Annotated in this window: 19 protein-coding genes; 16 read left to right on the forward strand and 3 right to left on the reverse strand. The window is 34.6% G+C overall.

Annotation, left to right across the window (positions count from 1 at the left end; all coding sequences use genetic code 11):
* Positions 1 to 137: 137 nt before the first annotated feature.
* Together BW731_RS06315 and BW731_RS06320 are read left to right on the forward strand one after the other, a co-directional pair.
* The gene (locus BW731_RS06315) at positions 138 to 746 is read left to right on the forward strand and encodes a helix-turn-helix transcriptional regulator (RefSeq protein WP_079346629.1); all 609 of its coding nucleotides are present in this window, start codon (positions 138 to 140) and stop codon (positions 744 to 746) included.
* On the forward strand, positions 743 to 1,117 hold the full coding sequence (locus tag BW731_RS06320; RefSeq protein WP_079346631.1) for an ASCH domain-containing protein: 375 nt from the start codon (positions 743 to 745) through the stop codon (positions 1,115 to 1,117). The genes BW731_RS06315 and BW731_RS06320 overlap by 4 nt, the downstream gene beginning before the upstream one ends.
* Here BW731_RS06320 and BW731_RS06325 read toward each other — a convergent pair.
* The gene (locus BW731_RS06325) at positions 1,114 to 1,671 is read right to left on the reverse strand and encodes a rhomboid family intramembrane serine protease (RefSeq protein WP_079346633.1); all 558 of its coding nucleotides are present in this window, start codon (positions 1,669 to 1,671) and stop codon (positions 1,114 to 1,116) included. The genes BW731_RS06320 and BW731_RS06325 overlap by 4 nt on opposite strands.
* 515 nt (positions 1,672 to 2,186) lie before the next feature.
* Here BW731_RS06325 and BW731_RS06330 point away from each other — a divergent pair.
* Entirely contained in the window at positions 2,187 to 2,717 is a 531-nt protein-coding gene (locus tag BW731_RS06330) for a hypothetical protein (protein ID WP_079346635.1), read from the forward strand.
* Entirely contained in the window at positions 2,711 to 3,841 is a 1,131-nt protein-coding gene (locus tag BW731_RS06335) for a SpaA isopeptide-forming pilin-related protein (protein WP_079346637.1), read from the forward strand. The genes BW731_RS06330 and BW731_RS06335 overlap by 7 nt, the downstream gene beginning before the upstream one ends.
* Before the next feature lie 366 nt (positions 3,842 to 4,207).
* Here BW731_RS06335 and BW731_RS06340 read toward each other — a convergent pair whose 3' ends face one another.
* Positions 4,208 to 5,581, reverse strand: coding sequence for a L,D-transpeptidase family protein (locus tag BW731_RS06340; RefSeq protein WP_079346639.1), 1,374 nt, complete (start codon positions 5,579 to 5,581; stop codon positions 4,208 to 4,210).
* A 148-nt stretch (positions 5,582 to 5,729) separates the two neighbouring features.
* On the reverse strand, positions 5,730 to 6,683 hold the full coding sequence (locus BW731_RS06345) for an L-lactate dehydrogenase (RefSeq protein ID WP_079346641.1): 954 nt from the start codon (positions 6,681 to 6,683) through the stop codon (positions 5,730 to 5,732).
* Positions 6,684 to 6,931: 248 nt separating this feature from the next.
* Between BW731_RS06345 and pth the strand changes: the two genes are divergently transcribed.
* The 12 genes from pth (at position 6,932) to lysS (ending at position 21,745) form a co-directional block, all read left to right on the forward strand.
* Positions 6,932 to 7,501 carry an aminoacyl-tRNA hydrolase gene (gene pth / locus BW731_RS06350; protein ID WP_079346643.1) on the forward strand — a complete coding sequence of 190 codons (570 nt, stop codon included), beginning with the start codon at positions 6,932 to 6,934 and terminating at the stop codon, positions 7,499 to 7,501.
* Between the two features lie 16 nt (positions 7,502 to 7,517).
* Positions 7,518 to 11,066, forward strand: coding sequence for a transcription-repair coupling factor (gene mfd, locus BW731_RS06355; protein WP_079346645.1), 3,549 nt, complete (start codon positions 7,518 to 7,520; stop codon positions 11,064 to 11,066).
* Positions 11,059 to 12,636: a putative polysaccharide biosynthesis protein gene (locus BW731_RS06360; RefSeq protein WP_158080170.1), complete on the forward strand. Its 1,578-nt coding sequence runs from the start codon at positions 11,059 to 11,061 to the stop codon at positions 12,634 to 12,636. Before mfd ends, BW731_RS06360 begins: the two co-directional genes overlap by 8 nt.
* Before the next feature lie 26 nt (positions 12,637 to 12,662).
* On the forward strand, positions 12,663 to 12,923 hold the full coding sequence (locus tag BW731_RS06365; RefSeq protein ID WP_079346649.1) for an RNA-binding S4 domain-containing protein: 261 nt from the start codon (positions 12,663 to 12,665) through the stop codon (positions 12,921 to 12,923).
* Between the two features lie 83 nt (positions 12,924 to 13,006).
* Positions 13,007 to 13,390, forward strand: coding sequence for an FtsB family cell division protein (locus BW731_RS06370; RefSeq protein ID WP_079346651.1), 384 nt, complete (start codon positions 13,007 to 13,009; stop codon positions 13,388 to 13,390).
* Between the two features lie 71 nt (positions 13,391 to 13,461).
* Positions 13,462 to 13,947: a S1 domain-containing RNA-binding protein gene (locus BW731_RS06375; RefSeq protein ID WP_071456007.1), complete on the forward strand. Its 486-nt coding sequence runs from the start codon at positions 13,462 to 13,464 to the stop codon at positions 13,945 to 13,947.
* Between the two features lie 63 nt (positions 13,948 to 14,010).
* On the forward strand, positions 14,011 to 15,408 hold the full coding sequence (tilS, locus tag BW731_RS06380) for a tRNA lysidine(34) synthetase TilS (protein ID WP_079346652.1): 1,398 nt from the start codon (positions 14,011 to 14,013) through the stop codon (positions 15,406 to 15,408).
* 18 nt (positions 15,409 to 15,426) lie between these two features.
* Positions 15,427 to 15,972: a hypoxanthine phosphoribosyltransferase gene (hpt, locus tag BW731_RS06385; RefSeq protein WP_079346654.1), complete on the forward strand. Its 546-nt coding sequence runs from the start codon at positions 15,427 to 15,429 to the stop codon at positions 15,970 to 15,972.
* Positions 15,973 to 16,052: 80 nt separating this feature from the next.
* Entirely contained in the window at positions 16,053 to 18,152 is a 2,100-nt protein-coding gene (gene ftsH, locus BW731_RS06390) for an ATP-dependent zinc metalloprotease FtsH (protein ID WP_079346656.1), read from the forward strand.
* Between the two features lie 105 nt (positions 18,153 to 18,257).
* Positions 18,258 to 19,160 (forward strand): Hsp33 family molecular chaperone HslO, encoded by a 903-nt coding sequence (gene hslO / locus BW731_RS06395; RefSeq protein WP_079346658.1) that lies wholly within the window; start codon positions 18,258 to 18,260, stop codon positions 19,158 to 19,160.
* A 14-nt stretch (positions 19,161 to 19,174) separates the two neighbouring features.
* Positions 19,175 to 20,164 (forward strand): tRNA dihydrouridine synthase DusB, encoded by a 990-nt coding sequence (dusB, locus tag BW731_RS06400; RefSeq protein WP_079346660.1) that lies wholly within the window; start codon positions 19,175 to 19,177, stop codon positions 20,162 to 20,164.
* A gap of 117 nt (positions 20,165 to 20,281) precedes the next feature.
* Positions 20,282 to 21,745, forward strand: a complete 1,464-nt coding sequence (gene lysS, locus BW731_RS06405; RefSeq protein WP_408645967.1) for a lysine--tRNA ligase — start codon at positions 20,282 to 20,284, stop codon at positions 21,743 to 21,745.
* Positions 21,746 to 22,142 lie beyond the last annotated feature (397 nt).

A 22,142-nucleotide genomic window follows, 5' to 3' on the forward strand; every position in this document is an offset into this window, starting at 1 on the left:
TTTTGTACTATTATTAGTATAACCCTTGTTATATAAGGCGCAATTTCAAATTGCTAGTGTGTTTTACTGATGCAAGAGATAGTTGCTAGCGATATTTCGTAGTATCATATACTTTATAGATAGATGGAGGAGAAAATATGTTAGAAACTATACTAAAGGAAAAACGACATGAACTAGGTTTAACTCAGCAAGATGTCGCAGAAAAATTAAACGTTACAAGACAAACTGTATCGAGTTGGGAAGTCGGAAAAAATATTCCAGATATTTCAAGTTTAATTAGTCTAAGTGAACTGTATGACATTTCTTTAGACTATATGTTGAAAGGGGATAAACAAGTGAGTGAAAAACTAAAGAAAGATACCATTGAATTAAATTTTTTGCGATTTTTTTCAAAAACAACGCTAATTATTTTGGGTGTTATATTAATCATCTTGGTTCCTTTTTCGAGTATTGTTTTATTAGGAATATATTTTTATTTAACAGTTATTAAAAAGAAAGAGGTTAAGATTATCACTCATACGAATGAGGAAAAAGTAGTGGAGGAAAGAACAAGTAGTGTGATTCAAGCGATAACAGATTCTGCCTCAATTATTGGAGCAGTTTCTCTGTTTTATGTGGTTATCTCAATTATTCTAGGAAATGCAAGTTTAATTGTTGATGAACAAAATCGATACCTACTTATTGTACTGTTTATTGGAATGGCTGTTGGTAGATATATTAGGTACCAAAGAGGGATGAAAGAATGAATAGTAAAGTAAAATTTGGTGGAACAGTAGAGGAACAGAATGAGTTGGCAAGTCTTGTTTTAATGGGAGAAAAAACAGCAACGTCTTCGTTATTTGAGCTAAAAACAGAAAGAGAATTATCTTGTATAGGGGATATATGGGAAATAAATAACGGATTAGATCAACAGCTTTGTAGAGTTCAAGTTATATCTGTTGAGGTAGTAAAATTCGGCGACGTGACGGAGGAATTTGCCAAAGCTGAAGGAGATGGGACATTTCAGAATTGGCTAGATATCCATACACGTTACTACTCATTCTTATTGGAAAAATATAACAAGAAATTAACAAAAGATACGTTGTTAGAATGTGTCTATTTTGAAAAAATCTATTAACGACCAAAATTAATGATAACTCCAATAATAATACCAGTGAGAAAACTAATATTATGTGCAAATAATCCGGAGAATTGCTTGAAATTTTCCCAATAAGACGTGATAAAACTTCCTAAAAAGAAGATGACAATCGCCCAAACTAGACCGTTATTATAAAATGGTTGTTGACCAATGCTTAGATTAAAATAATCCCATCCTTTGTTAATATAAAAAACTAACATTAACCCAAAAAACGCATAAAAACCAACAGATGACCCAACAAAAGTAAAAGAATTTTTAGAATAATAAGTAATTAGTGCTATCCCAGTTATGAAAGTGCTCATAACAAATATGCCTAGAAAAGAAGAGAAGGAAAGCTTATTTTGAAAAAAAGGATACACTATATTTCTTATAATTAAGAGATTACCAATTAAATGAATAACACCACCATGTAAGAAACCAAATGTAACTAAACGATAGATTTGGTGTTGTTTAAGTATTTTGTTAGAATCTAATTCAAATAATGTATCAAGACGTCCTTTAGTAAATATGTTGAGACAATAGATAGCAATCATGCCAATGATAAAACAGTTGATAAGAATATTTTTATTAGTTATTTCATAATTCCGTCCTTTTAAGTAAAATCATAACATAATGAACTGTAGAAAGTAGGTAAAGAATGGAAAATAAATTTAAACTAGGTGTTGGAGGCGACAGAAGTATAACATTATGCTTAACCAAAGAAAAGCTGTCTTTTTAGGTTTTAATACTTAGTTAATAGCTAAACTCCAGATGGTGGAAAAATAAATCATTTAAATTGTCTTTATTGACTAGTGTTTCCATAATTACTTAGTAAAATTTTTCATGAGTAAGTCCTTCTACAAAATTTGTGTGTAGTAACTTTAATTTTATAGAATGGACTTTCTTTTTCTATTCTAAATCTTTATTTACACAAAATATTGTCCATTTTTTATTAGCTTATAAATATAATGTGAGTTATTTAAAGTTTATATAAAAAACATTTTTTTATATTTGGTGTTATAATTATGATATAGAAATTGTGATTTTAATAACAAAAGGAGGAAGAAAAGTGGAAAAAAAATTATTCATCTTACTACTATTCTTTTTATTTAATTTTGAAACGGATGTTCTAGCCAATCAACTTTCATATCCAGAAGGAGGAGATGTTTATTCTGATGTAGGAGATAATTTAGGGGAGTTGGGTATAGCATCTAGATTTCATATTTTTGCTGAGAACAGTGTTGAAGTAAATGCACACGTTAATGGTAATATTGCAAGTAATCACTTTTTTGCAAATTCAAATTTTGGCACAGATATTCGTGAGGGAATATTAAAACAAGAAATTGTTTATTTGAATAAAATTCATAGTATTGTTAGCTCCTCATTTGTGGAGGAAACTAATCAACGTTCTACGAAATTTGTAGTTGGAAAAGATAATGTAATAGATATCATTGATAATGGTCGTGCTGTTTCTATTAATGGGATTAAATTAGACCATGTGTCTAAAACGTCCATTTACCAGGATAGAGATAACAACTATATAAATTTTAAGCATGAATTTAATGAATTAGAAAAAAAGCAACTAATTTTTTTATGTTAAGTACTATTTACTTAAATAGTGACAGCTTTAAAGATAAAAATATTAGAAAATATGTAGTGCCTGATAGTGAAGAAAATGTTATTTTTATAGATATCAATAGTGAATTATTGGAAATTAACACACCTTTTCAAATTATTAATCCACATAATAAAGTCATAATCATGAATGTGATAGGAGAAAATCATACATTAAATGTACGTTCTAAAATAGAATATAACAAACGTAGCAATCATGAGACAGAGGATTTTTCAGATGCAAATTTGATATGGAACTTTGGTAATAGCACGAAAAATTTAAATATAGAGGCTCCTTTTTTAGGGACTATTTTAGCCCCAAAAGCTAATATAAATGTCAATCAAAATTTAGATGGAAGTATAATTGGTAGGAATATTAACATAAATAGTGAGACACATAGATGGGATCCGAACCCAATTTTTCCAAAATTAGGTTCCGTAGAATTAATAAAGGAAGACGCGGTGAGCCATGAGTTATTGTCTGGTGCAATTTTTAGTTTGTATAATGAATCAGGGGAAGAATTAGCTAGTAACTTAACGACGAATGAAGCAGGTATTATAACGTACAGTGGTTTATCCGTGGGATCATATTACTTTGTTGAAACGACTGCCCCTACGGGATATCAGTTAGATAATAGTCCGCAACGATTTGAGATAAAAAGCGGCGAGACCAGTAAAGTTGTGCGTTTAAGACTAGGCAATGAGCGAGTGTCTGAAGAAACAGGTTCCGTAGAATTAATAAAGGAAGACGCGGTGAGCCATGAGTTATTGTCTGGTGCAATTTTTAGTTTGTATAATGAATCAGGGGAAGAATTAGCTAGTAACTTAACGACGAATGAAGCAGGTATTATAGCGTACAGTGGTTTATCCGTGGGATCATATTACTTTGTTGAAACGACTGCCCCTACGGGATATCAGTTAGATAATAGTCCGCAACGATTTGAGATAACGTCTAAACAAGCAGTTAAAATGGTAGTCAAAAATAAAAAAGATATTGTTTACACACTTCCAAGGACTGGATACACATTTGAAGTAATATCAATATATATTGGATTTTTAGTACTTTTGTGTGTAAGTTATTTATTTTTTATTAATGTAATATTTAGATAATTAGTAAGTATTGATTAGTGATAGTTATATAAAATGATATATAGGGGAGATTAAAAAATTTATGTATAATTTTTTATAAGTTTTGCCCTCCATAAATAGCAGATAGTTTTCAAAACTTATAAAAAGAGACTGATCCCAAAAGTCCTAAAATAGAAAAAAAACATGAAATCAGTTTATTAAAAATACTGATTTCATGGTTTTTTTGTTTTGTTAGTCTAGTGATTTTCATTTTAAAAGCTATTTTTGGTTTAGTCTCTATATCCCTATAAGTCTAATATTTTAACCATTGCTAACAATAGTTGATAAAGAGCTTTTTCTGCCCATTCATACGACTGGTTATAGAACCGTTACTGAATATGTTTGTTTTTAAAAGACAACAACAGGCACGCCTACATCAATCATATTGAATAACTTGGCACAAACATCAGGAGGAGTGTTAATACAACCATGAGAGCCAACTGTTGTGTATGATGTTCCACCGTATGCATTAGCATTTTGCCAAGGGGAATCATGAATTCCAACACCTGTCCAATCAATAGGCATCCAATAATCAACAGGACTAGCATAGTCTTCACCACGTAAAATTTCGTTCCGTTTTTTATTCCAAACATAAAATACGCCAGGTGGTGTCGGAGTACTTGGTTTACCAGAAATAATAGGTGTTTCTAAAGCTACTTTGCCATCTTTGTAATACCACATATGCTGAGCTTGTAAATCAACTTCTATGTATGTATTTGATATTAATGGTGTTTCTGGTGTTGTACTTCCTTGATAAGCAGGGACACGATTTGTAAATCCTTTGCCTGATAAGATAAGTTCAGTCAATTGCTCAACTTCATTATCAGTCCAGATAGTCCAACTATACGTGCCAGCAGGGACAGTCACTTCACCACGTTTTGTACTATTAAATTTCGTTGGATTAGTACTTGTATTGTAAGTTTGACCTAATTGAGTAACATACTCTTTTACAAGGTCTTTCTTTAAATCGACATCGCCTTTTTCGTTTGTTGTTAACCAACTAGCGATTGTTTCTTTAGGGATAGCAACTTCTTGTCCATTGATAAGATAAGTTGCGCTAACGTCTGTTAATTTGTTAATGTCTTCTAACTCTTTTTTTAATTTATTATCAGTTGCTAGGACAGTTGGTTTTTGAATATATGTCTCTAACTCAATTGTTCCTTCGCCTTCTTTAACATGCGATTCAAAAGCAGAAACAAATTTATCTATATCAATCGTATTTCCTGCTACTTCATTTGTTATTTGGAATGTACCATCTTTCATTTCAATCATCGCATTCTTAGTTGGCGTGCGATTTTTATTAAATTCAGTTAATGTTGTTTTCAGTTCAGTTGCTTCTTTAGCTAGTGCATCTTTATTGTAATCAGTCATAATGATTGGTACATTTTTGGGTTTATTAATATAATTCATAAACCATAACCAAGGATTTTGTTTTTTTATAGTATTATCAACTGTTTTATCAACATCAAATGTAATGCCTAATTGTTGTTTAGGAATTGATTTCCATGTCTTCCCACTATCTAAAACAAGGAATTCATCTTGATGGACGTTATCCTCTATTTTTTTGATTGCTTCTTTCTTAGACAATTGGCTAATATTGATTTGACCAACTGTTGTATTGGGTAAGAATTTATTTTGATAAATGATTGCGAAATACGAGTAAATACTTACAATAATTAATACCAAGACTAGTGGTATTAATAACCACGATTTTCGTTTCATATGAAGCCCCTTCCCATAATAAAAATTGTAACATTATTGTAACATATTCTTCATTAAAAACAATATAAGTGCTTCCATATCTTTTTTAGTTAATAAAAAATAAGAAAAGACTAGAAAAGTATTTATTCCAGTCTTTTCGTCATTCAGTTTATTTGAAAGCTTCATCCAATACTTGTTTTAAACGTTCAGCAGATAAATCAAATTTCTCTTGTTCAGCATCTGTTAGTGGGAGTTCAATGACATGACTGATTCCCTGGCGGTTAACAACAGCAGGAGCTCCAATATAAATATCGTCTAACCCATATTGACCATCTAGATAAACAGATAATGGTAATACAGCATTTTCATCATAGAGAATCGCTTTTGTGATACGAGCAAGAGCGACGGCGATACCATAGAATGTTGCCCCTTTTTTATCAATAATCGTATAGGCAGCATCACGTACCTTAAAGAAAATATTAACGAGTTCTTCTTCGTCGATTTCAGGATGATCTGACACCCATTCGTAAATTTGTAGTCCGGCAATATTAGCATGTGACCAAACAGGAAACTCAGTATCGCCATGTTCACCAAGAATATACCCATGAACGTTACGTGCATCGACATCAACTAATTCAGCAATAGTTTGTCTAAATCTAGCAGAGTCAAGAGATGTCCCACTACCGATCACTTTATGTTTCGGAAATCCTGAAAACTTCCAAGTAGCATAAGTTAAAATATCAACAGGGTTTGTTGCAATTAAGAAAATGCCATCAAAGCCAGAAGCAACAATGTCATCTACGATTGATTTAAAAATTTTTAAATTTTTATTGACTAAGTCTAAACGCGTTTCACCAGGTTTTTGTGCTGCACCAGCTGTAATCACAACGATATCAGCATCTTTGCAATCATCATAAGTTGCAGCATATATTTTTTTAGGAGAGGTGAACGCTAATGCGTGAGATAAATCAAGGGCATCACCTTCAGCTTTGTTGACGTCAATATCAATGATACCAATCTCTTGTGCGATGTTTTGTGTCACTAATGCAAAGATATAGCTTGAACCAACTGCTCCGTTGCCGACAACAATAATTTTTTGATGATCAATATTTGAGTGTTTCATGTAATCGCTCCTTGTTGTTTTATTTACTCCAATACGAATTATACCACTAAAAATCTGAAAAACCCAAGAAAAAGGTCATTTACCTAATAACAGTCTATTAAACAAACGTTAACTAAATCTAATTAATAGTTATTATTCATAGTAAATGTAAAGGTATGGTATAATTATTTGAAATATTTTTTAGTCAAATACCATGCAGGAACACGTGTCTTTAACCCGTGTTTTTTGATGTTATAGGAGAATATATGATGAAATTAATTGTTGGATTAGGTAATCCTGGAGTGAAGTATCGTGCGACAAGGCACAATATTGGTTTTATCGCACTAGATGAAATGGCATATCAAGAAAATGCTACATTCAATAAAAGTCAATTTGAAGCAGACATAGCAGAATTCTTTGTAAACGGTGAGAAAGTGTTATTAGTAAAACCTCAAACGTTCATGAATGAATCAGGGCGTAGTGTTGGTCCATTGATGACTTATTATAATGTGTCTCCAGAAGATGTATTAGTGATTTATGATGATTTAGATTTGCCTGTTGGTAAAATACGATTGCGACAAAAGGGTGGTGCTGGTGGACATAATGGAATAAAGAGCTTAATCTCTCATATCGGCACACAAGAGTTTAATCGTGTACGTATTGGGATTGATCGACCAAAACGCGGAGAAGAAGTGATTGCACACGTGTTAGGGAATTTTCCTAAAGATACACATGAAGACATGTTATCCGCTGTTAAATTAGCTGTAGATGCCAGTTTATATTGGGTAAATGGTCATTCTTTTGTCGATACAATGAATCAATATAATAGTAAAAAATAAGGAGGACTATTAAGTAATGTACCTCAATGAAGGATTATTATCCATTATCAAACATGACGAACAGGTCAATCAATGGTATCATGCCATTGATACAAATAAGGCGCAGCTTGTTACCGGTTTAGCAGGTTCAGCCAAAACACTTGTTATGTCGACGTTGTTACAAAAAAATAAAAAAATAATGATTGTTACCCCCAATCTATATTATGGGACAAAGTTAATGGATGACTTACAACATGTTGTTGATGAGTCTTATTTGCATTTTTTTCCAGTCGATGAAGTAGCCGCAGTAGAGATGTCTTTTTCTTCTCCTGAGGCTTTAGCTGAGCGAATTAACAGTTTAGTGTTTTTAAATAATGATGAACCAGGTATTTTAGTGACTCCTTTAGCAGGGCTAAGACGCTTTTTACCATCACCAAACAATTGGAAAGAAAACATATTGCAAATCTCAGTTGGAGGCACACTTGATTTAACGACATTACCTGAGCAATTAGTTTCTTTAGGTTACGTTCGAGAACAAATGATCGGTAAGCCTGGAGAATTTAGTATCAGAGGAAGTATTGTAGATATTTATCCTTTAACTAGTGAGTATCCTGTTCGTATTGATTTATTTGATGATGAGGTGGATTCATTACGTTTATTCGATGCCGAAACGCAACGTTCATTGTCAGAAGTAGAGAATATATTGATTCCACCAGCTATGGACCAAGTGGTGACGAAAGAGCAGTTAGCCAATGCTTCAAAAGAGCTTGATGCGTCTTTAAGCGAAAAATTGGATGGTATAAAAGATCCAGACAAAAAAGCACAGCTAACAGCTTATAAAAACTATACAGTGGGTGAATGGGAAAATGGCCACCCAACAGATGACATTGGCCAGTATATTGACTTGATTTATGATGAAAAATATCATTTAAGTGATTACCTTTCAGTTGATGATTTGGTATTATTTGATGATTATAGTCGGATGATGGATACAGAAAAAGAAATATTAAGAGAAGAAGCTGAATGGTTAACGATTAAGTTAGAAGATAATCCTGTTTTTGAAGATCGCACACTTGGTGGTGATTTCAGGCAAATTATGAAAAAAATGCCGCAAAATCGTACGTTTTTCTCTTTATTTCAAAAAGGAATGGGGAATTTACGTTTTTCAGCAGTGTATCCTTTTGAGTATCGCTCGATGCAACAGTTTTTCGGTCAACTACCATTATTAAAAGCAGAGATGGATCGTTGGGCAAAACAAAAACAAACAGTAGTTGTGTTAGTTGAAAATGATGAGAGAAGTAAAACGATTGAACGTTTATTCATTGATGCGGGTATTTCTGTTGTAGTAAGTGGTAAGAAAGAGCTGCTAGAAGGACAGGCTCAAATCCAAGTTGGGTTACTAGAGTCAGGTTTTGAACTACCGCAAGATAATTTGGTCGTGTTGGTTGAAAAAGAAATTCTTCATACTAGAACGAAACGTCAAGCACGTAAACAAACTATTTCAAACGCAGAACGTCTAAAAAGTTATAACGAATTAAGTCCTGGAGATTACGTGGTTCATGCTAATCACGGGATTGGTAAGTACATTGGGATGGAGACATTACTCAGTGGTGGTACGCATCAAGATTATATGACTATCCTTTACCAAAACAACGATAAATTATTTATTCCAGTGACGCAACTTGATTTGATTCAAAAATATGTGGCATCAGAATCAAAAGCACCACGTATTAATAAATTAGGTGGCAGCGAGTGGACGAAGACAAAGAAAAAAGTATCGGCTAAAGTTGAAGATATCGCAGATGATTTGATTCAGTTATATGCTGCTAGAGAAGCAGAAGTTGGGTATGCTTTTTCACCAGATGATGATTATCAACATGAATTTGACAATGCCTTTCCGTATTCAGAAACGGATGATCAGTTGCGTAGTATTCAAGAAATCAAGCGGGACATGGAGAAAAAACGTCCAATGGATCGCCTGTTAGTGGGAGACGTGGGTTATGGTAAGACGGAAGTGGCCTTACGTGCGGCGTTTAAAGCAGTTAAAGATGGCAAACAAGTAGCCTTTTTAGTACCAACGACAATTTTAGCGCAACAACATTATGAAACCATGCTCGACCGATTTAAAAATTTCCCAGTTAGTATTGGCTTGATGAGCCGTTTTAGAACGAAAAAACAACAAGAAGAAACGATTGATCAATTAAAAAAAGGTCAAGTAGATATTATTGTTGGCACGCATCGAATTTTATCAAAAGACTTAGAATTTATGGACTTAGGACTGCTTATCATTGATGAGGAACAACGTTTTGGCGTGAAACATAAAGAGCGACTAAAACAATTACGTGCACAAGTGGATGTATTGACACTGACAGCTACACCGATTCCAAGAACATTGCATATGTCAATGCTTGGGGTGAGAGATTTGTCGGTTATTGAAACCCCACCAGCTAATCGTTATCCAGTGCAGACATATGTAATGGAAAAAAATCCAGGAGCGATACGTGAAGCTTGCGAACGTGAAATTGCTCGAGGTGGACAAATTTTTTATCTATACAACCGAGTGGACACGATTGAGCAAAAAGTCGATGAGTTAAAAATGTTGTTACCAGATGCACGTATTTCGTATGCTCATGGTCAAATGACGGAAGTACAATTAGAGAATGCCTTAATGGAATTTATTAATGGGGAATACGATATTTTAGTAACAACCACTATTATTGAAACAGGGGTGGATATTCCTAATGTGAATACGTTATTTGTGGAAAATGCCGATCACATGGGACTATCTCAGCTTTATCAGTTAAGAGGTCGCGTTGGTCGAAGTAACCGTGTTGCCTATGCATATTTCATGTATGAACCACAAAAAATATTAAATGAAGTCAGTGAAAAACGACTTCAAGCAATTAAAGATTTTACTGAACTAGGTTCTGGTTTTAAGATTGCGATGCGAGATTTATCTATTCGTGGTGCTGGAAACCTATTAGGTGCTCAACAACATGGCTTTATTGATTCAGTCGGGTTTGATATGTATACGCATATGCTTAATGAAGCAGTTAATCGTAAGCGTGGGATTGATAAGAAGGAAACAAAAACTATGACGGAAATCGACTTAGGAATAGATGCCTACATTCCAAGTGATTATATAGAAGATGAACGTCAAAAAATTGAGATGTATAAACGCATTCGCCAGCTTGAAAATCAAGAGATGTATGATGAGTTGGAAGCTGATTTATTAGACCGTTTTGGCGAATACCCAGATGAAGTGGCTAATTTATTAACGGTTGGATTGATTAAAATGAATGCTGATTTTGCTTTGATTAATAAAATTCAAAAGAAAAAACAATCGATTTATATTGAGCTAAGTAAAGAAGGAACCTCTGCTTATACAATAGAACAATTGTTTAAAGCCTTATCTAAAACCACTTTAAAAGCTGAAATTAGTACAGATGACCATTTGGCAGTGACATTGAAACTACCGAAAGATGTGTCTGTTGCAACTTGGTTACATGAACTATCAGCATTTGTCGAAGCGTTGCGACAAGAAAGATATGAAAAAAAAGAGACACAGGATGAAGTCGATGGATAAATTAAAAGTCGAAAAAACGGTATTAAAAGGTACGTTGATTTTGACTGCGACATCATTTATTGTCAAAATTTTAAGTGCTGTTTACCGAGTGCCGTTTCAAAATTTAGTGGGAGATGAAGGGTTTTACGTTTATCAGCAAGTTTACCCGATATATGGGATTGCGATGACCTTATCTTTATCAGGGATGCCGGTATTTCTATCGAAGATTTTAGCTAGTGAGGAGTCTCCTATAGAGAAAAAAAGATTAACGAATCAATTTTTTTATTATGTCAGCGTGTTATCCGTTTTCTTATTTCTAGGTTTGTTCATTGGTGCACCTCTTGTGGCTTTGATGATGGGGGATAAGGGGTTAACTCCTTTAGTCCGTGTTGTGTCATTTGTTTTTCTGCTTGTTCCGTTTTTATCAACGTTACGAGGTGCTTTTCAAGGTGAGATGAATATGCTCCCGACTGCAACGTCTCAATTAGTCGAACAAGGTATTCGAGTTGGTGTGATTCTATTTGCTGGTTGGTTATTTTATGTAAATAGTTTGGATGTTTATGAAGTAGGGGGAATTGCAACGTCTGGGGCTATTATTGGTGGACTTGTAGCGATTGGCGTGCTATTGTATCACGCCAGAGGACAAATGACGTCATTTTACCCATTTCCACGAAAAAAAGACCGCCAAAAAAGCTTGCTTAGACGATTGATATTCGAAGGTGGGACACTATGTTTTTTTAGTGCATACCTAGTGGTTTTTCAGTTGATTGATTCATTTACTATAAAAAAATATTTAGTCTTTTCTGGTATGTCAGATTTGTCAGCAAAAATTGCCAAAGGGGTATTTGATAGAGGACAACCACTTGTGCAATTGGGTTTAGTAGTTGCGGTATCAATGACAGCTACCTTTATGCCCACGTTAACTCATTATTACAAAAATAAAGAAATATCTGATTATGAGTCAATCGTGACGTCTTATTTAAAAGTGTCTCTTGCCATATCGATGGCAGCAGGAGTTGGCTTGGCGTTATTAATTCCATTTGTAAATGTGACGTTATTTAGTAATAATGATGGTGTGTTGACATTATCATTGTTTGTATTATCAGTTAGTGTGGCGTCTATGATTCAAACTTATCAAACGATTTATCAAAGTCAAAATCGAGTGCATTACCAATTTGTAGCGGCAATTTTTGGTGTTTTACTAAAAAGTATATTAACACCAGCATTGACTTACTATTTTGGCACATTAGGGTCAAGTATTAGCACACTGCTTGGCTTATTAGGGTGCTTAATGGTATTACATCACTACCTCGTCAGAAAAGGATTTAGATTATCAGTTGGGACTCTGTTTATTGTCAAACTAATGGCTAGTTTAAGTATGATGGCACTGTTAGTGTCCCTATTTCGATATATATGTGTGACACAAGGGTTATTAAGTGCTCACCGTGGTATGACACTTGTTGTCACGCTGGTTGGTGTGTTGATTGGTGTTAGTGTTTATATGATAAGTATTGTGAAATTTAAAATATTTAGTTATGATGAATGGAATATGCTACCATTCGGTCAAAAAATACATGACCATTTTTATTAGAATCATTATAACGTTGGAGGGATATTATGAGATTAGATAAATTTTTGAAAATTTCTAGAATAATTAAACGTCGAACAATCGCGAAAGAAATAGCAGATAAAGGTCGGATTCAGGTCAATCATAAATTAGCCAAATCGTCTACTTCTGTTAAGGTTGGCGATATTATTACAATTATATTTGGTAATAAAACTTTAGAAGTGAAGGTGTTAGACTTAAAAGACACAACCAAAAAAGATGAAGCAAAAGATTTATATGAAATTATCAGTGAAACCAAAAATCAAGACTAAAAACTAACGATAAGTATTAGACATTGATGAAGTGAGTTGGTATAATAAACACAAGTATACACAGAAATGGAGTCTAGCGTATCATGAGTGAACAAAAACCATTATTAAGTTTAGAGACAAGTGAAGAAATAGCTCCTTCTGATATGGGGAAGTCTCAGCGTGAACAAAAAAAAATGATTTATAAGCGTCGTCGTTTAACTCTTATGTTTGTGTTAGCGTTTTGTTTATTTACGTTTATGGGAATTAATTTATTTCGTAATGGGCAACATTTGTTGTCATTACAACAAAATCATACCGAAGTAAAAAAAGAGTACGCACAAGTGAAGTCAGAGAAAAAGGATTTAGAAAACGAAGTTAAATTGTTGAAAGATCCTGAGTATGTTGAAAAAGTCGCTCGTGCAAAATATTTTTACTCTAAAGAAGGCGAACAAGTGTATAGCATCCCAGGATTAAGTGGTGCAAATTAAAAGTTAGCGGCAACTTAAAAGATTAATAAAAAATAATATATTAAGAGGATTCGAGGAGGAAAAATTTTTTTATGTCAATCGAAGTGGGGACAAAGTTATCTGGTAAAGTGTCAGGTATTACTAATTTTGGAGCGTTTGTAGATTTAGGTGAAGGAAAAACAGGTTTAGTGCATATCAGTGAGGTATCAAATAGTTTTGTTAAAGATATCAAAGATGTCCTAAAAGTGAATGATGAAGTTGAAGTAAAAGTAATGAGTGTTGGTGATGATGGAAAGATAGGGTTATCCATTAAACGTGCAAATGAAGAAGAACGTCCAGCACAACGTGAGCGCAAAGAATACAAACGTTCATCAAATAACTACCAATCCGATCGTAACAATAATCGCGGTAATGATCGTGGTAAAAATAATCGTAAACCTGCAGCGGTAGCTACTCCACAAAAAGAAAGTTTTGACTCATTGATGAGTAATTTCTTAAAAGATAGTGATGATAGATTAAGCACACTTAAACGTAGTACTGAAGGAAAACGCGGTGGACGCGGCGGACGTCGTAACTAATAGATAGAGGATAAGAGGTGGCTCTTATCCTTTTTTTATGCGGTAAAGTAGGAGGAGAGTCTTTTGTATCAGAGATTTCAACAAATAATAAAGGCAGACTATCATTTGACGCCTGATACACGCATCGTTGTGGGTGTTTCAGGTGGTGTAGATTCTATGGTGTTGTTGCATTTATTATGTCAATTACCAGAAAACATGCGTCCAACGATTCATGTTGCACATATTAATCATCAATTAAGAAAAGAATCACTTGAAGAACAAGAATTTGTTGCTCAATATGCTAAAGAATGTGGTTTGCCTATTTATATAGGCGTATGGGATAGTGGGTTGACTATTAAAAACAATATCGAACAAGAAGCACGTGAATTTCGTTATCATTTTTTCGAAGATGTGATGCAAGAGACAAACAGTCAGATGTTGTTAACAGCGCATCATAAAGATGATCATATTGAAACTGTGTTAATGCGTTTAATCCAAGGAAATCAACTTAAGACGTTAAGTGGTATCGCAACAAGTCGAGCTTTGGGGAATAAGTATCAAGTGATTCGACCGTTATTAAGTTTTTCTAAAAAAGAACTGTATTTATACGCAGCAGATGAAAACATACCGTATTATGAAGACAGTAGTAATTTTTCCAATCATTATTTACGTAATCGTATACGTCATCATGTGCGTCCTATGTTAGAGAGCGAAAATCCTAATATAGGCGAGAGTATTGTGCGTCTTGCTGAAGAAGTCAATCAGCAGGCTATGGTTGTAGAGTCGCTTTTAAAGCCATTGATTGACACTTTGATGACTTATCAAAATAATATATGGCAATTAGATTATCTTTCGTTAAAAAGACATAATTTAGCGATACAATCTGAAGTAATTCGATATTTACTAACAGATGTTCAAAATAAAACCAAACTACCTGTCGGATATGAACATGTGAATCAGGTAGTAGGCATGATTCAAAGTGATAAACCAAACTTAACAAGTCAATTACCGAATAATTGGCTCATTGAAAAAACTTATGATAGTATAACAGTCTCTAAAAAAAGTCATAACACAGTAAAACATCAAAAAATTCATCTTGAAAAAAATCAAGGGGCATTTTTATCTGATACTCAGTGGTTAGGATTGTTTGAAGTAGGGAAAGAAACGTTACCAGAAGAGTTGGAATCGTGGCGGTATAAAGAGTTGGTCTACACACATGGTGAAAATCATTCAATTCGAGTCAGAAAACGTGAAGATGGAGACAGATTCGTATATAATCGTAAAGGTCAGACTAAGAAAGTATCACGTTATTTTATTGATGAGAAAATACCCATCAAATTACGTGATTTAAGTTGGCTTGTTTTTGATGAAAAAGGGTGTCTTCTGTGGCTTTTGCCATTTAGAGAATCTTATTTGAGTATTGAGTACGAAACTGATAAAATACAGTATAAGCTTGTCTACTTGTATCAAGAAGATGAGTAAGTTTGGAAGGAGAACCCAATGTTAGAAAAAGATATCGAAAAAACATTTTATTCAGAACAACAAATACAAGAACGTGTTGCCGTTTTAGGTAAAGAAATTAGTCGTGAATACCAAGATAAATTTCCTTTAGTTGTTGGTATTTTAAAAGGCGCTGTACCGTTTTTATCTGATTTAGTTCGTGCGATGCCAATTCATATGGAAATGGATTTCATGGATGTATCAAGTTATGGAAATGCAACAGTTTCTTCAGGGGAAGTTCGTATTCTAAAAGACTTAAGTACAGTGGTTGAAGGACGTCATATTATCTTAGTGGAAGATATTATTGATAGTGGCCGTACATTGAAGTACTTAGTTGATTTACTAAAACACCGTAAGGCAGCATCAGTAAAAATCGTGACAATGCTTGATAAACCAGAAGGACGCGTCGTCGATATGGCTGCGGATTATGTTGGTTTTGAAGTGCCAAACGAGTTTGTTGTCGGATATGGTTTGGATTATGCAGAGGATTATCGTAATCTTCCATATATCGGTGTACTTAAACCGGAAATATACGAAAATGCTTAATTTTTCGAACGTTTAATGTTACAATGATTTCTTAGGAATGATTACAAACTAAAAACTTAATATAGAGAAGGAGGACATGTATGAATAAAAAGAATTCAGGGATGCGTAACTCGCTGTATTATATTATTGTGTTTTTATCAATGATTACAATAGTATACTTCTTCTTTGGGCAAGGCGGCGACCAATCTCCTACTATAAATTATTCAACGTTCTATCAACAATTAAAAGATGATCAAGTCAAAGATTTCACCGTACAGCCATCAAATGGCGTTTACAAAATTACAGGTGAGTATCGTGAAGAACAAAAAATCACTGATTCAGGTGGCTTACCAGTATTTGGTAAAACAAAAGTAAAATCAAAACGATTTACAACCTCTGTCTTACCGAATGATGCAACGATTGCAAATATCAGTGAAACAGCGAGTGAATCAGGAACCAAATTTGTCGTTAAAGAGCAGTCTAACAACAGCGTTTGGGTATCACTATTGTTTAGTTTCTTACCAGTATTATTAATGGTGTTCCTATTCTATATGATGATGGGACAAGGAGGACAAGGTGGCGGAAACGGCCGTGTCATGAACTTTGGTAAAACAAAAACAAAAGAAGCAGATAAAAAATCAATCAACGTTCGTTTCTCTGATGTAGCAGGTGCTGAAGAAGAAAAACAAGAGTTAGTTGAAGTGGTTGAATTCTTAAAAGACCCACGTCGTTTCGTGGAGCTTGGAGCAAGAATCCCTGCCGGTGTGTTACTTGAAGGACCTCCCGGAACTGGTAAAACATTACTAGCAAAAGCTGTTGCCGGAGAAGCTGGTGTACCATTCTTCTCAATTTCAGGTTCAGACTTTGTGGAAATGTTTGTCGGTGTTGGGGCAAGTCGTGTACGTGATTTGTTTGAAACAGCGAAAAAATCAGCTCCAGCGATTATCTTTATCGATGAAATTGATGCAGTTGGTCGTCAACGTGGTGCTGGTATGGGTGGTGGACACGATGAACGTGAACAAACCCTTAACCAATTACTTGTAGAAATGGATGGTTTCAATGGTAATGAAGGAGTTATCGTAATTGCCGCAACGAACCGTTCAGACGTATTAGATCCTGCCTTACTTCGTCCAGGACGTTTTGACAGACAAGTTCTCGTTGGAACACCAGATGTTAAAGGTCGTGAACAAATTTTACGTGTACATTCTCGTAACAAACCATTGGCAAATGATGTTGACTTAAAAGTTGTCGCACAACAAACACCAGGATTTGCCGGTGCAGACTTAGAAAACGTATTAAACGAAGCTGCCCTTGTAGCGGCTCGACGTAATAAAAAGAAAATTGATGCATCAGATATTGATGAAGCGCAAGATAGAGTGATTGCAGGTCCTGCTAAGAAAGACCGCATGATTAGTAAAAAAGAACGTTCAATGGTTGCTTACCACGAAGCAGGCCATACAATCTGTGGGTTAGTGTTAAGCGATGCAAGAATTGTCCATAAAGTAACAATCGTTCCACGTGGACGTGCTGGAGGATACATGATTGCTTTACCAAAAGAAGATCGTTTCTTAATGACTCAAAACGAAATGTTTGAACAAATCGTTGGGTTGCTAGGTGGACGTGTTGCTGAAGAAATTATCTTTGGTGTAAAATCTACTGGAGCAAGTAATGACTTTGAACAAGCAACCAACTTAGCTCGTTCAATGGTAACTGAATATGGTATGAGCGATTCATTAGGTCCTGTACAATATGAAGGAAACCATCAAGTATTTGTTGGCCGTGATTATGGTCAAACAAAAACTTATTCAGAACAAATCGCCTTCCAAATTGATGAAGAGGTAAGAAATATCTTAACTCGTGCTCATCAAAAAGCAGTTGAAATCATTGAAGCTCACCGCGACGAACATAAATTAATCGCAGAGTCACTTCTTAAATACGAAACACTTGATGCGAAACAAATTAAATCATTATTTGAAGAAGGTAAAATGCCAAGTGATGATAAACCAGAAGAGTACCCAAGTGAAAAAGATGGTTCTTTTGAAGAAGTTAAAGAAGCGTTAGAGAAAAAAGACGCAGAAAAACAAAAAGCCGAGTTTCAAGAAGAAAGAGAAGCAGAGCATTCTTTAAATGAGCGCGACAAAGAATTATCACAATCGATTAAAGAAGATGAAGAAGCTGTGAAAGAAGATAAATCTGAGTAAAAATAGTTTTAAGATTGAATCAAATACGTTATGATAAGTGGGATATACGAAAGTATAGCCCACTTTTTAATTGGGAAGAATAAAGAAAGAAAGTAGGCACGATAAATGAGTAAACAAACAACAGATTATTTAGTTAAAGCTTTATGTTTTAATGGAGAAATTCGTGCGATGGCAACTCGCACAACAGAATTAGTTGCTGAAGCACAACAACGTCATGATACATGGCGCACGTCAACAGCGGCACTAGGTCGTTCTTTAACAGGAGCCTTGATGTTAGGTTCAATGCATAAAGGTGACGAAAAATTAACTGTTCGTATTCAAGGGGATGGTCCAATCGGAGCTATCGTCATTGATGCTGATGCAAAAGGACATGTAAAGGGATACGTTAAAAACCCACAAGTTAATTTACCAGCAAATGCATTAGGAAAAATTGATGTGCGTGGTGGAGTGGGAACAAATGGATCTCTAAGTGTGGTAAAAGATTTAGGATTAAGAGAGCCATTTACAGGACAAGTTCCATTAGTTTCAGGTGAACTAGCTGAAGACTTTACATATTATTTAGCAACATCAGAACAAGTTCCTTCAGCAGTCGGGTTAAGTGTATTAGTTGATAATGAAAATGATGACGTTGTAAAAGCGGCAGGTGGATTTATGATTCAAGTGATGCCGTTTGCTTCAGAGGAAACACTAGTTGAAATTGAAAAACGTTTAGCTGATATTCCACAAGTTTCTAATCTATTAGATCAAGGTGAAACACCAGAAGAAATTCTTTATCGTTTATTAGGGAAAGAAAATGTCGAAATTTTAGATACGATGCCAGTTGAGTTTCAATGTGATTGCTCTAAAGACCGTTTTTCTTCAGCCTTAATTACTTTAGGAGTCGATGAATTAACCAATATGATAGAAGAAGACAATGGAGCAGAAGCTGTCTGTCATTTTTGTAATGAAAAATATCATTATACAGCAGAAGAGTTATCAGTATTAAGAGATGAGGCTATGCAGTCTTAAGAGGAGGAAACCCGATGTGGAAGATAGGAAACGTCGAGATTCCTAATCGAGTGGTTGTGGCACCGATGGCCGGAGTGAGTAACTCGGCTTTTCGTGTAACAGTTAAAGAGTTTGGTGCAGGGCTTGTGGTATGTGAGATGATTAGTGATAAAGGCATTCAACAGCGTAATAAAAAAACACTAGAAATGCTTTATATTGATGAAACAGAACATCCGCTTAGTTTACAAATATTTGGTGGCAATAAAGAAAATTTAGTCGAAGCAGCTAAATTTGTCGAAGAATACACGACCGCAGATATGATTGACATCAATATGGGATGTCCAGTAAATAAAGTCATTAAAGCTGAAGCAGGTGCTAGATGGTTACTTGATCCAAACAAAGTATATGAAATGGTAGAAGCAGTGGCAAGTGCTGTGAATATTCCGGTGACAGTTAAACAACGTATTGGTTGGGATGAAGAACATGTGTATGCTGTTGAAAATGCATTAGCTGCTGAAAAAGCAGGAGCGAGTGCGGTAGCGATGCATGGTCGAACACGCGTGCAGATGTATGAAGGAAAAGCTAACTGGGATGTACTAAGAGAAGTTAAAAAGCATTTAACCATTCCATTTATGGGAAATGGTGATGTGAGAACCCCCGAAGATGCAAAACGCATGCTTGATTATGTGGGTTGCGATGGCGTGATGATTGGACGAGCTGCGTTAGGTAATCCATGGATGATTTATCGCACACAGCATTATCTAGAAACAGGTGAGTTGTTAGAAGAGCCACACCCAGCTGAAAAAATCGAGACAGCTAAACTTCATTTAGACCGTTTAATTCGTTTGAAAGGTGAAAAAATTGGCTGTTTAGAATTCCGTCAACATGCCGCGTATTATTTAAAAGGTGCTCCACGTGCAACGAAAACACGATTGGCCGTTAACAAAGCGACAACTCAAGAAGAAATGAATCAGATTTTGGATGAGTATGTATTAGTTGTAAAAGAAAAAGGATTAGTCGGATAAAAAAGGCAAATTAACTTGCCTTTTTTTTGCTATTTGTGGCATTATAGGAGAGAGTAGAATGGCAAAAAATGTATAGGAGGAAGTAACGTGTCAAAAGATAATCAAGAGCGTCAAGAAATGAATGACCAACTCATCGTTAGACGAGAAAAAATGGCGGAGTTGCGTGACAAGGGATTAGACCCATTTGGAACACGTTTTGAGCGTACAACCAATGCAAAAGAATTGCATGAAAAATATGATGATAAAACTAAAGAAGAATTACAAGAGCTAAACCTAACAGCGACAATTGCTGGTCGTATCATGACAAAACGTGGTAAAGGTAAAGTAGGGTTTGCTCATTTACAAGATAGAGAAGGGCAAGTACAGATTTACGTTCGTAAAGATGCAATTGGTGAAGAAGCCTATGAACTATTTAAACAAGCTGACTTAGGTGATTTTGTTGGAGTAACTGGACAAGTGATGAAAACTGATATGGGTGAGATGACAATCAAGCCAACTGACTTTACATTCTTGACAAAAGCTCTTAGACCGTTACCGGATAAATATCACGGTTTAACAAACGTTGAACAAAAATACCGTCAACGCTATTTAGATTTAATTAGTAATCGTGATAGCTTTGACAAATTTGTTAAACGTAGTGAAATTATCCGCGAAGTGCGTAATTACTTAAATGACCATGGTTATTTAGAAGTTGAAACACCAACCCTACATAATATGGCAGGTGGAGCAGCAGCAAGACCATTTATTACATATCATAACGCATTAGATATGGAATTATATTTACGCATCGCGCTTGAATTGCATTTAAAACGTTTAATCGTTGGTGGAATGGAAAAAGTATATGAAATTGGCCGTGTATTCCGTAATGAAGGAATCGATGCGACACACAATCCAGAATTCACTATGTTAGAAGTGTATACAGCTTATACTGATTATAAAGATATTATGGATTTAACAGAAGGTATCATTACAACAGTCGCTCAAAAAGTATTAGGAACATTACAAATCCAATACGGCGATGTTGATGTTAACTTAGAAGGACCATGGAAGAGAATTCATATGGTTGATGCGATTAAAGAAGTCACAGGTGTTGATTTCTGGAATGTAACATCAGACGAAGAAGCAAGAGCAATCGCTAAAGAACATAATGTTACGATAGAAGAACATATGGATTATGGTCATGTGATTAATGAATTTTTTGAAGAGTTTGTTGAAGACACATTGATTCAACCAACCTTTATCTATGGTCACCCGGTTTCAATTTCTCCACTTGCTAAGAAAAATCCAGAAGATGATCGATTTACAGATCGCTTTGAAGTATTTATAGTAGGAAAAGAATATGGAAATGCCTTTACCGAGTTAAATGATCCAATCGATCAAAGAGAACGGTTTGAAGCGCAAATGAAAGAAAAAGATTTAGGAAATGATGAAGCTCACGGAATAGATGAAGACTTTATAGAAGCATTAGAGTATGGAATGCCTCCAACTGGCGGTTTAGGAATAGGGATAGATCGTTTAGTTATGCTGCTTACAAACTCACAATCAATTAGAGATGTGCTACTATTTCCAACAATGAGATAAAAAAGTGAAGAATTTCTTCACTTTTTTTTATTTATTTTGAGGTATTTACTCTAAGTTTTACGATAAACGTTCGCATTATAGTAGGTATATCTAGTAAAAGGTTAGAGAACTGAATTAAAATCTTAAATATAACGAATAAACGATTGTAATATACTTGTAAAGTATGTGAAAAAATTTTTTAAAAAAAGGTTGACGATATCGAATAAACTTGTTATATTAATACATGTCCTTGAGACACGAGTTTGAAAGTTTTGTTCTTAGAAATAAATATTTTTAATTTTTTGTTGACTGTTAAATTATCAGAAAATTCTAAAAATATTTTACGAAAAATCTTGACAGACGCTTGTTAACTTGGTATGATATAAAAGTTGTTACGGCAACGACGTTTAGACCTTTG

Origin of the sequence: Vagococcus martis (genome assembly GCF_002026305.1) — a bacterium.
Taxonomy (GTDB): Bacteria; Bacillota; Bacilli; order Lactobacillales; family Vagococcaceae; genus Vagococcus; species Vagococcus martis.

Excerpts from the sequence above, each read along its gene's own strand:
- BW731_RS06345 (WP_079346641.1), bottom strand. The coding sequence starts at position 6,683 with ATGAAACACTCAAATATTGATCATCAAAAAATTATTGTTGTCGGCAAC.
- hpt (WP_079346654.1), top strand. The coding sequence starts at position 15,427 with ATGTTAGAAAAAGATATCGAAAAAACATTTTATTCAGAACAACAAATA.
- pth (WP_079346643.1), top strand. The coding sequence starts at position 6,932 with ATGAAATTAATTGTTGGATTAGGTAATCCTGGAGTGAAGTATCGTGCG.
- BW731_RS06335 (WP_079346637.1), top strand. The coding sequence starts at position 2,711 with ATGTTAAGTACTATTTACTTAAATAGTGACAGCTTTAAAGATAAAAAT.
- BW731_RS06360 (WP_158080170.1), top strand. The coding sequence starts at position 11,059 with ATGGATAAATTAAAAGTCGAAAAAACGGTATTAAAAGGTACGTTGATT.
- BW731_RS06370 (WP_079346651.1), top strand. The coding sequence starts at position 13,007 with ATGAGTGAACAAAAACCATTATTAAGTTTAGAGACAAGTGAAGAAATA.
- lysS (WP_408645967.1), top strand. The coding sequence starts at position 20,282 with ATGAATGACCAACTCATCGTTAGACGAGAAAAAATGGCGGAGTTGCGT.
- ftsH (WP_079346656.1), top strand. The coding sequence starts at position 16,053 with ATGAATAAAAAGAATTCAGGGATGCGTAACTCGCTGTATTATATTATT.
- BW731_RS06365 (WP_079346649.1), top strand. The coding sequence starts at position 12,663 with ATGAGATTAGATAAATTTTTGAAAATTTCTAGAATAATTAAACGTCGA.
- BW731_RS06340 (WP_079346639.1), bottom strand. The coding sequence starts at position 5,581 with ATGAAACGAAAATCGTGGTTATTAATACCACTAGTCTTGGTATTAATT.
- hslO (WP_079346658.1), top strand. The coding sequence starts at position 18,258 with ATGAGTAAACAAACAACAGATTATTTAGTTAAAGCTTTATGTTTTAAT.
- mfd (WP_079346645.1), top strand. The coding sequence starts at position 7,518 with ATGTACCTCAATGAAGGATTATTATCCATTATCAAACATGACGAACAG.
- BW731_RS06320 (WP_079346631.1), top strand. The coding sequence starts at position 743 with ATGAATAGTAAAGTAAAATTTGGTGGAACAGTAGAGGAACAGAATGAG.
- BW731_RS06375 (WP_071456007.1), top strand. The coding sequence starts at position 13,462 with ATGTCAATCGAAGTGGGGACAAAGTTATCTGGTAAAGTGTCAGGTATT.
- dusB (WP_079346660.1), top strand. The coding sequence starts at position 19,175 with ATGTGGAAGATAGGAAACGTCGAGATTCCTAATCGAGTGGTTGTGGCA.
- BW731_RS06315 (WP_079346629.1), top strand. The coding sequence starts at position 138 with ATGTTAGAAACTATACTAAAGGAAAAACGACATGAACTAGGTTTAACT.
- BW731_RS06325 (WP_079346633.1), bottom strand. The coding sequence starts at position 1,671 with ATGATTGCTATCTATTGTCTCAACATATTTACTAAAGGACGTCTTGAT.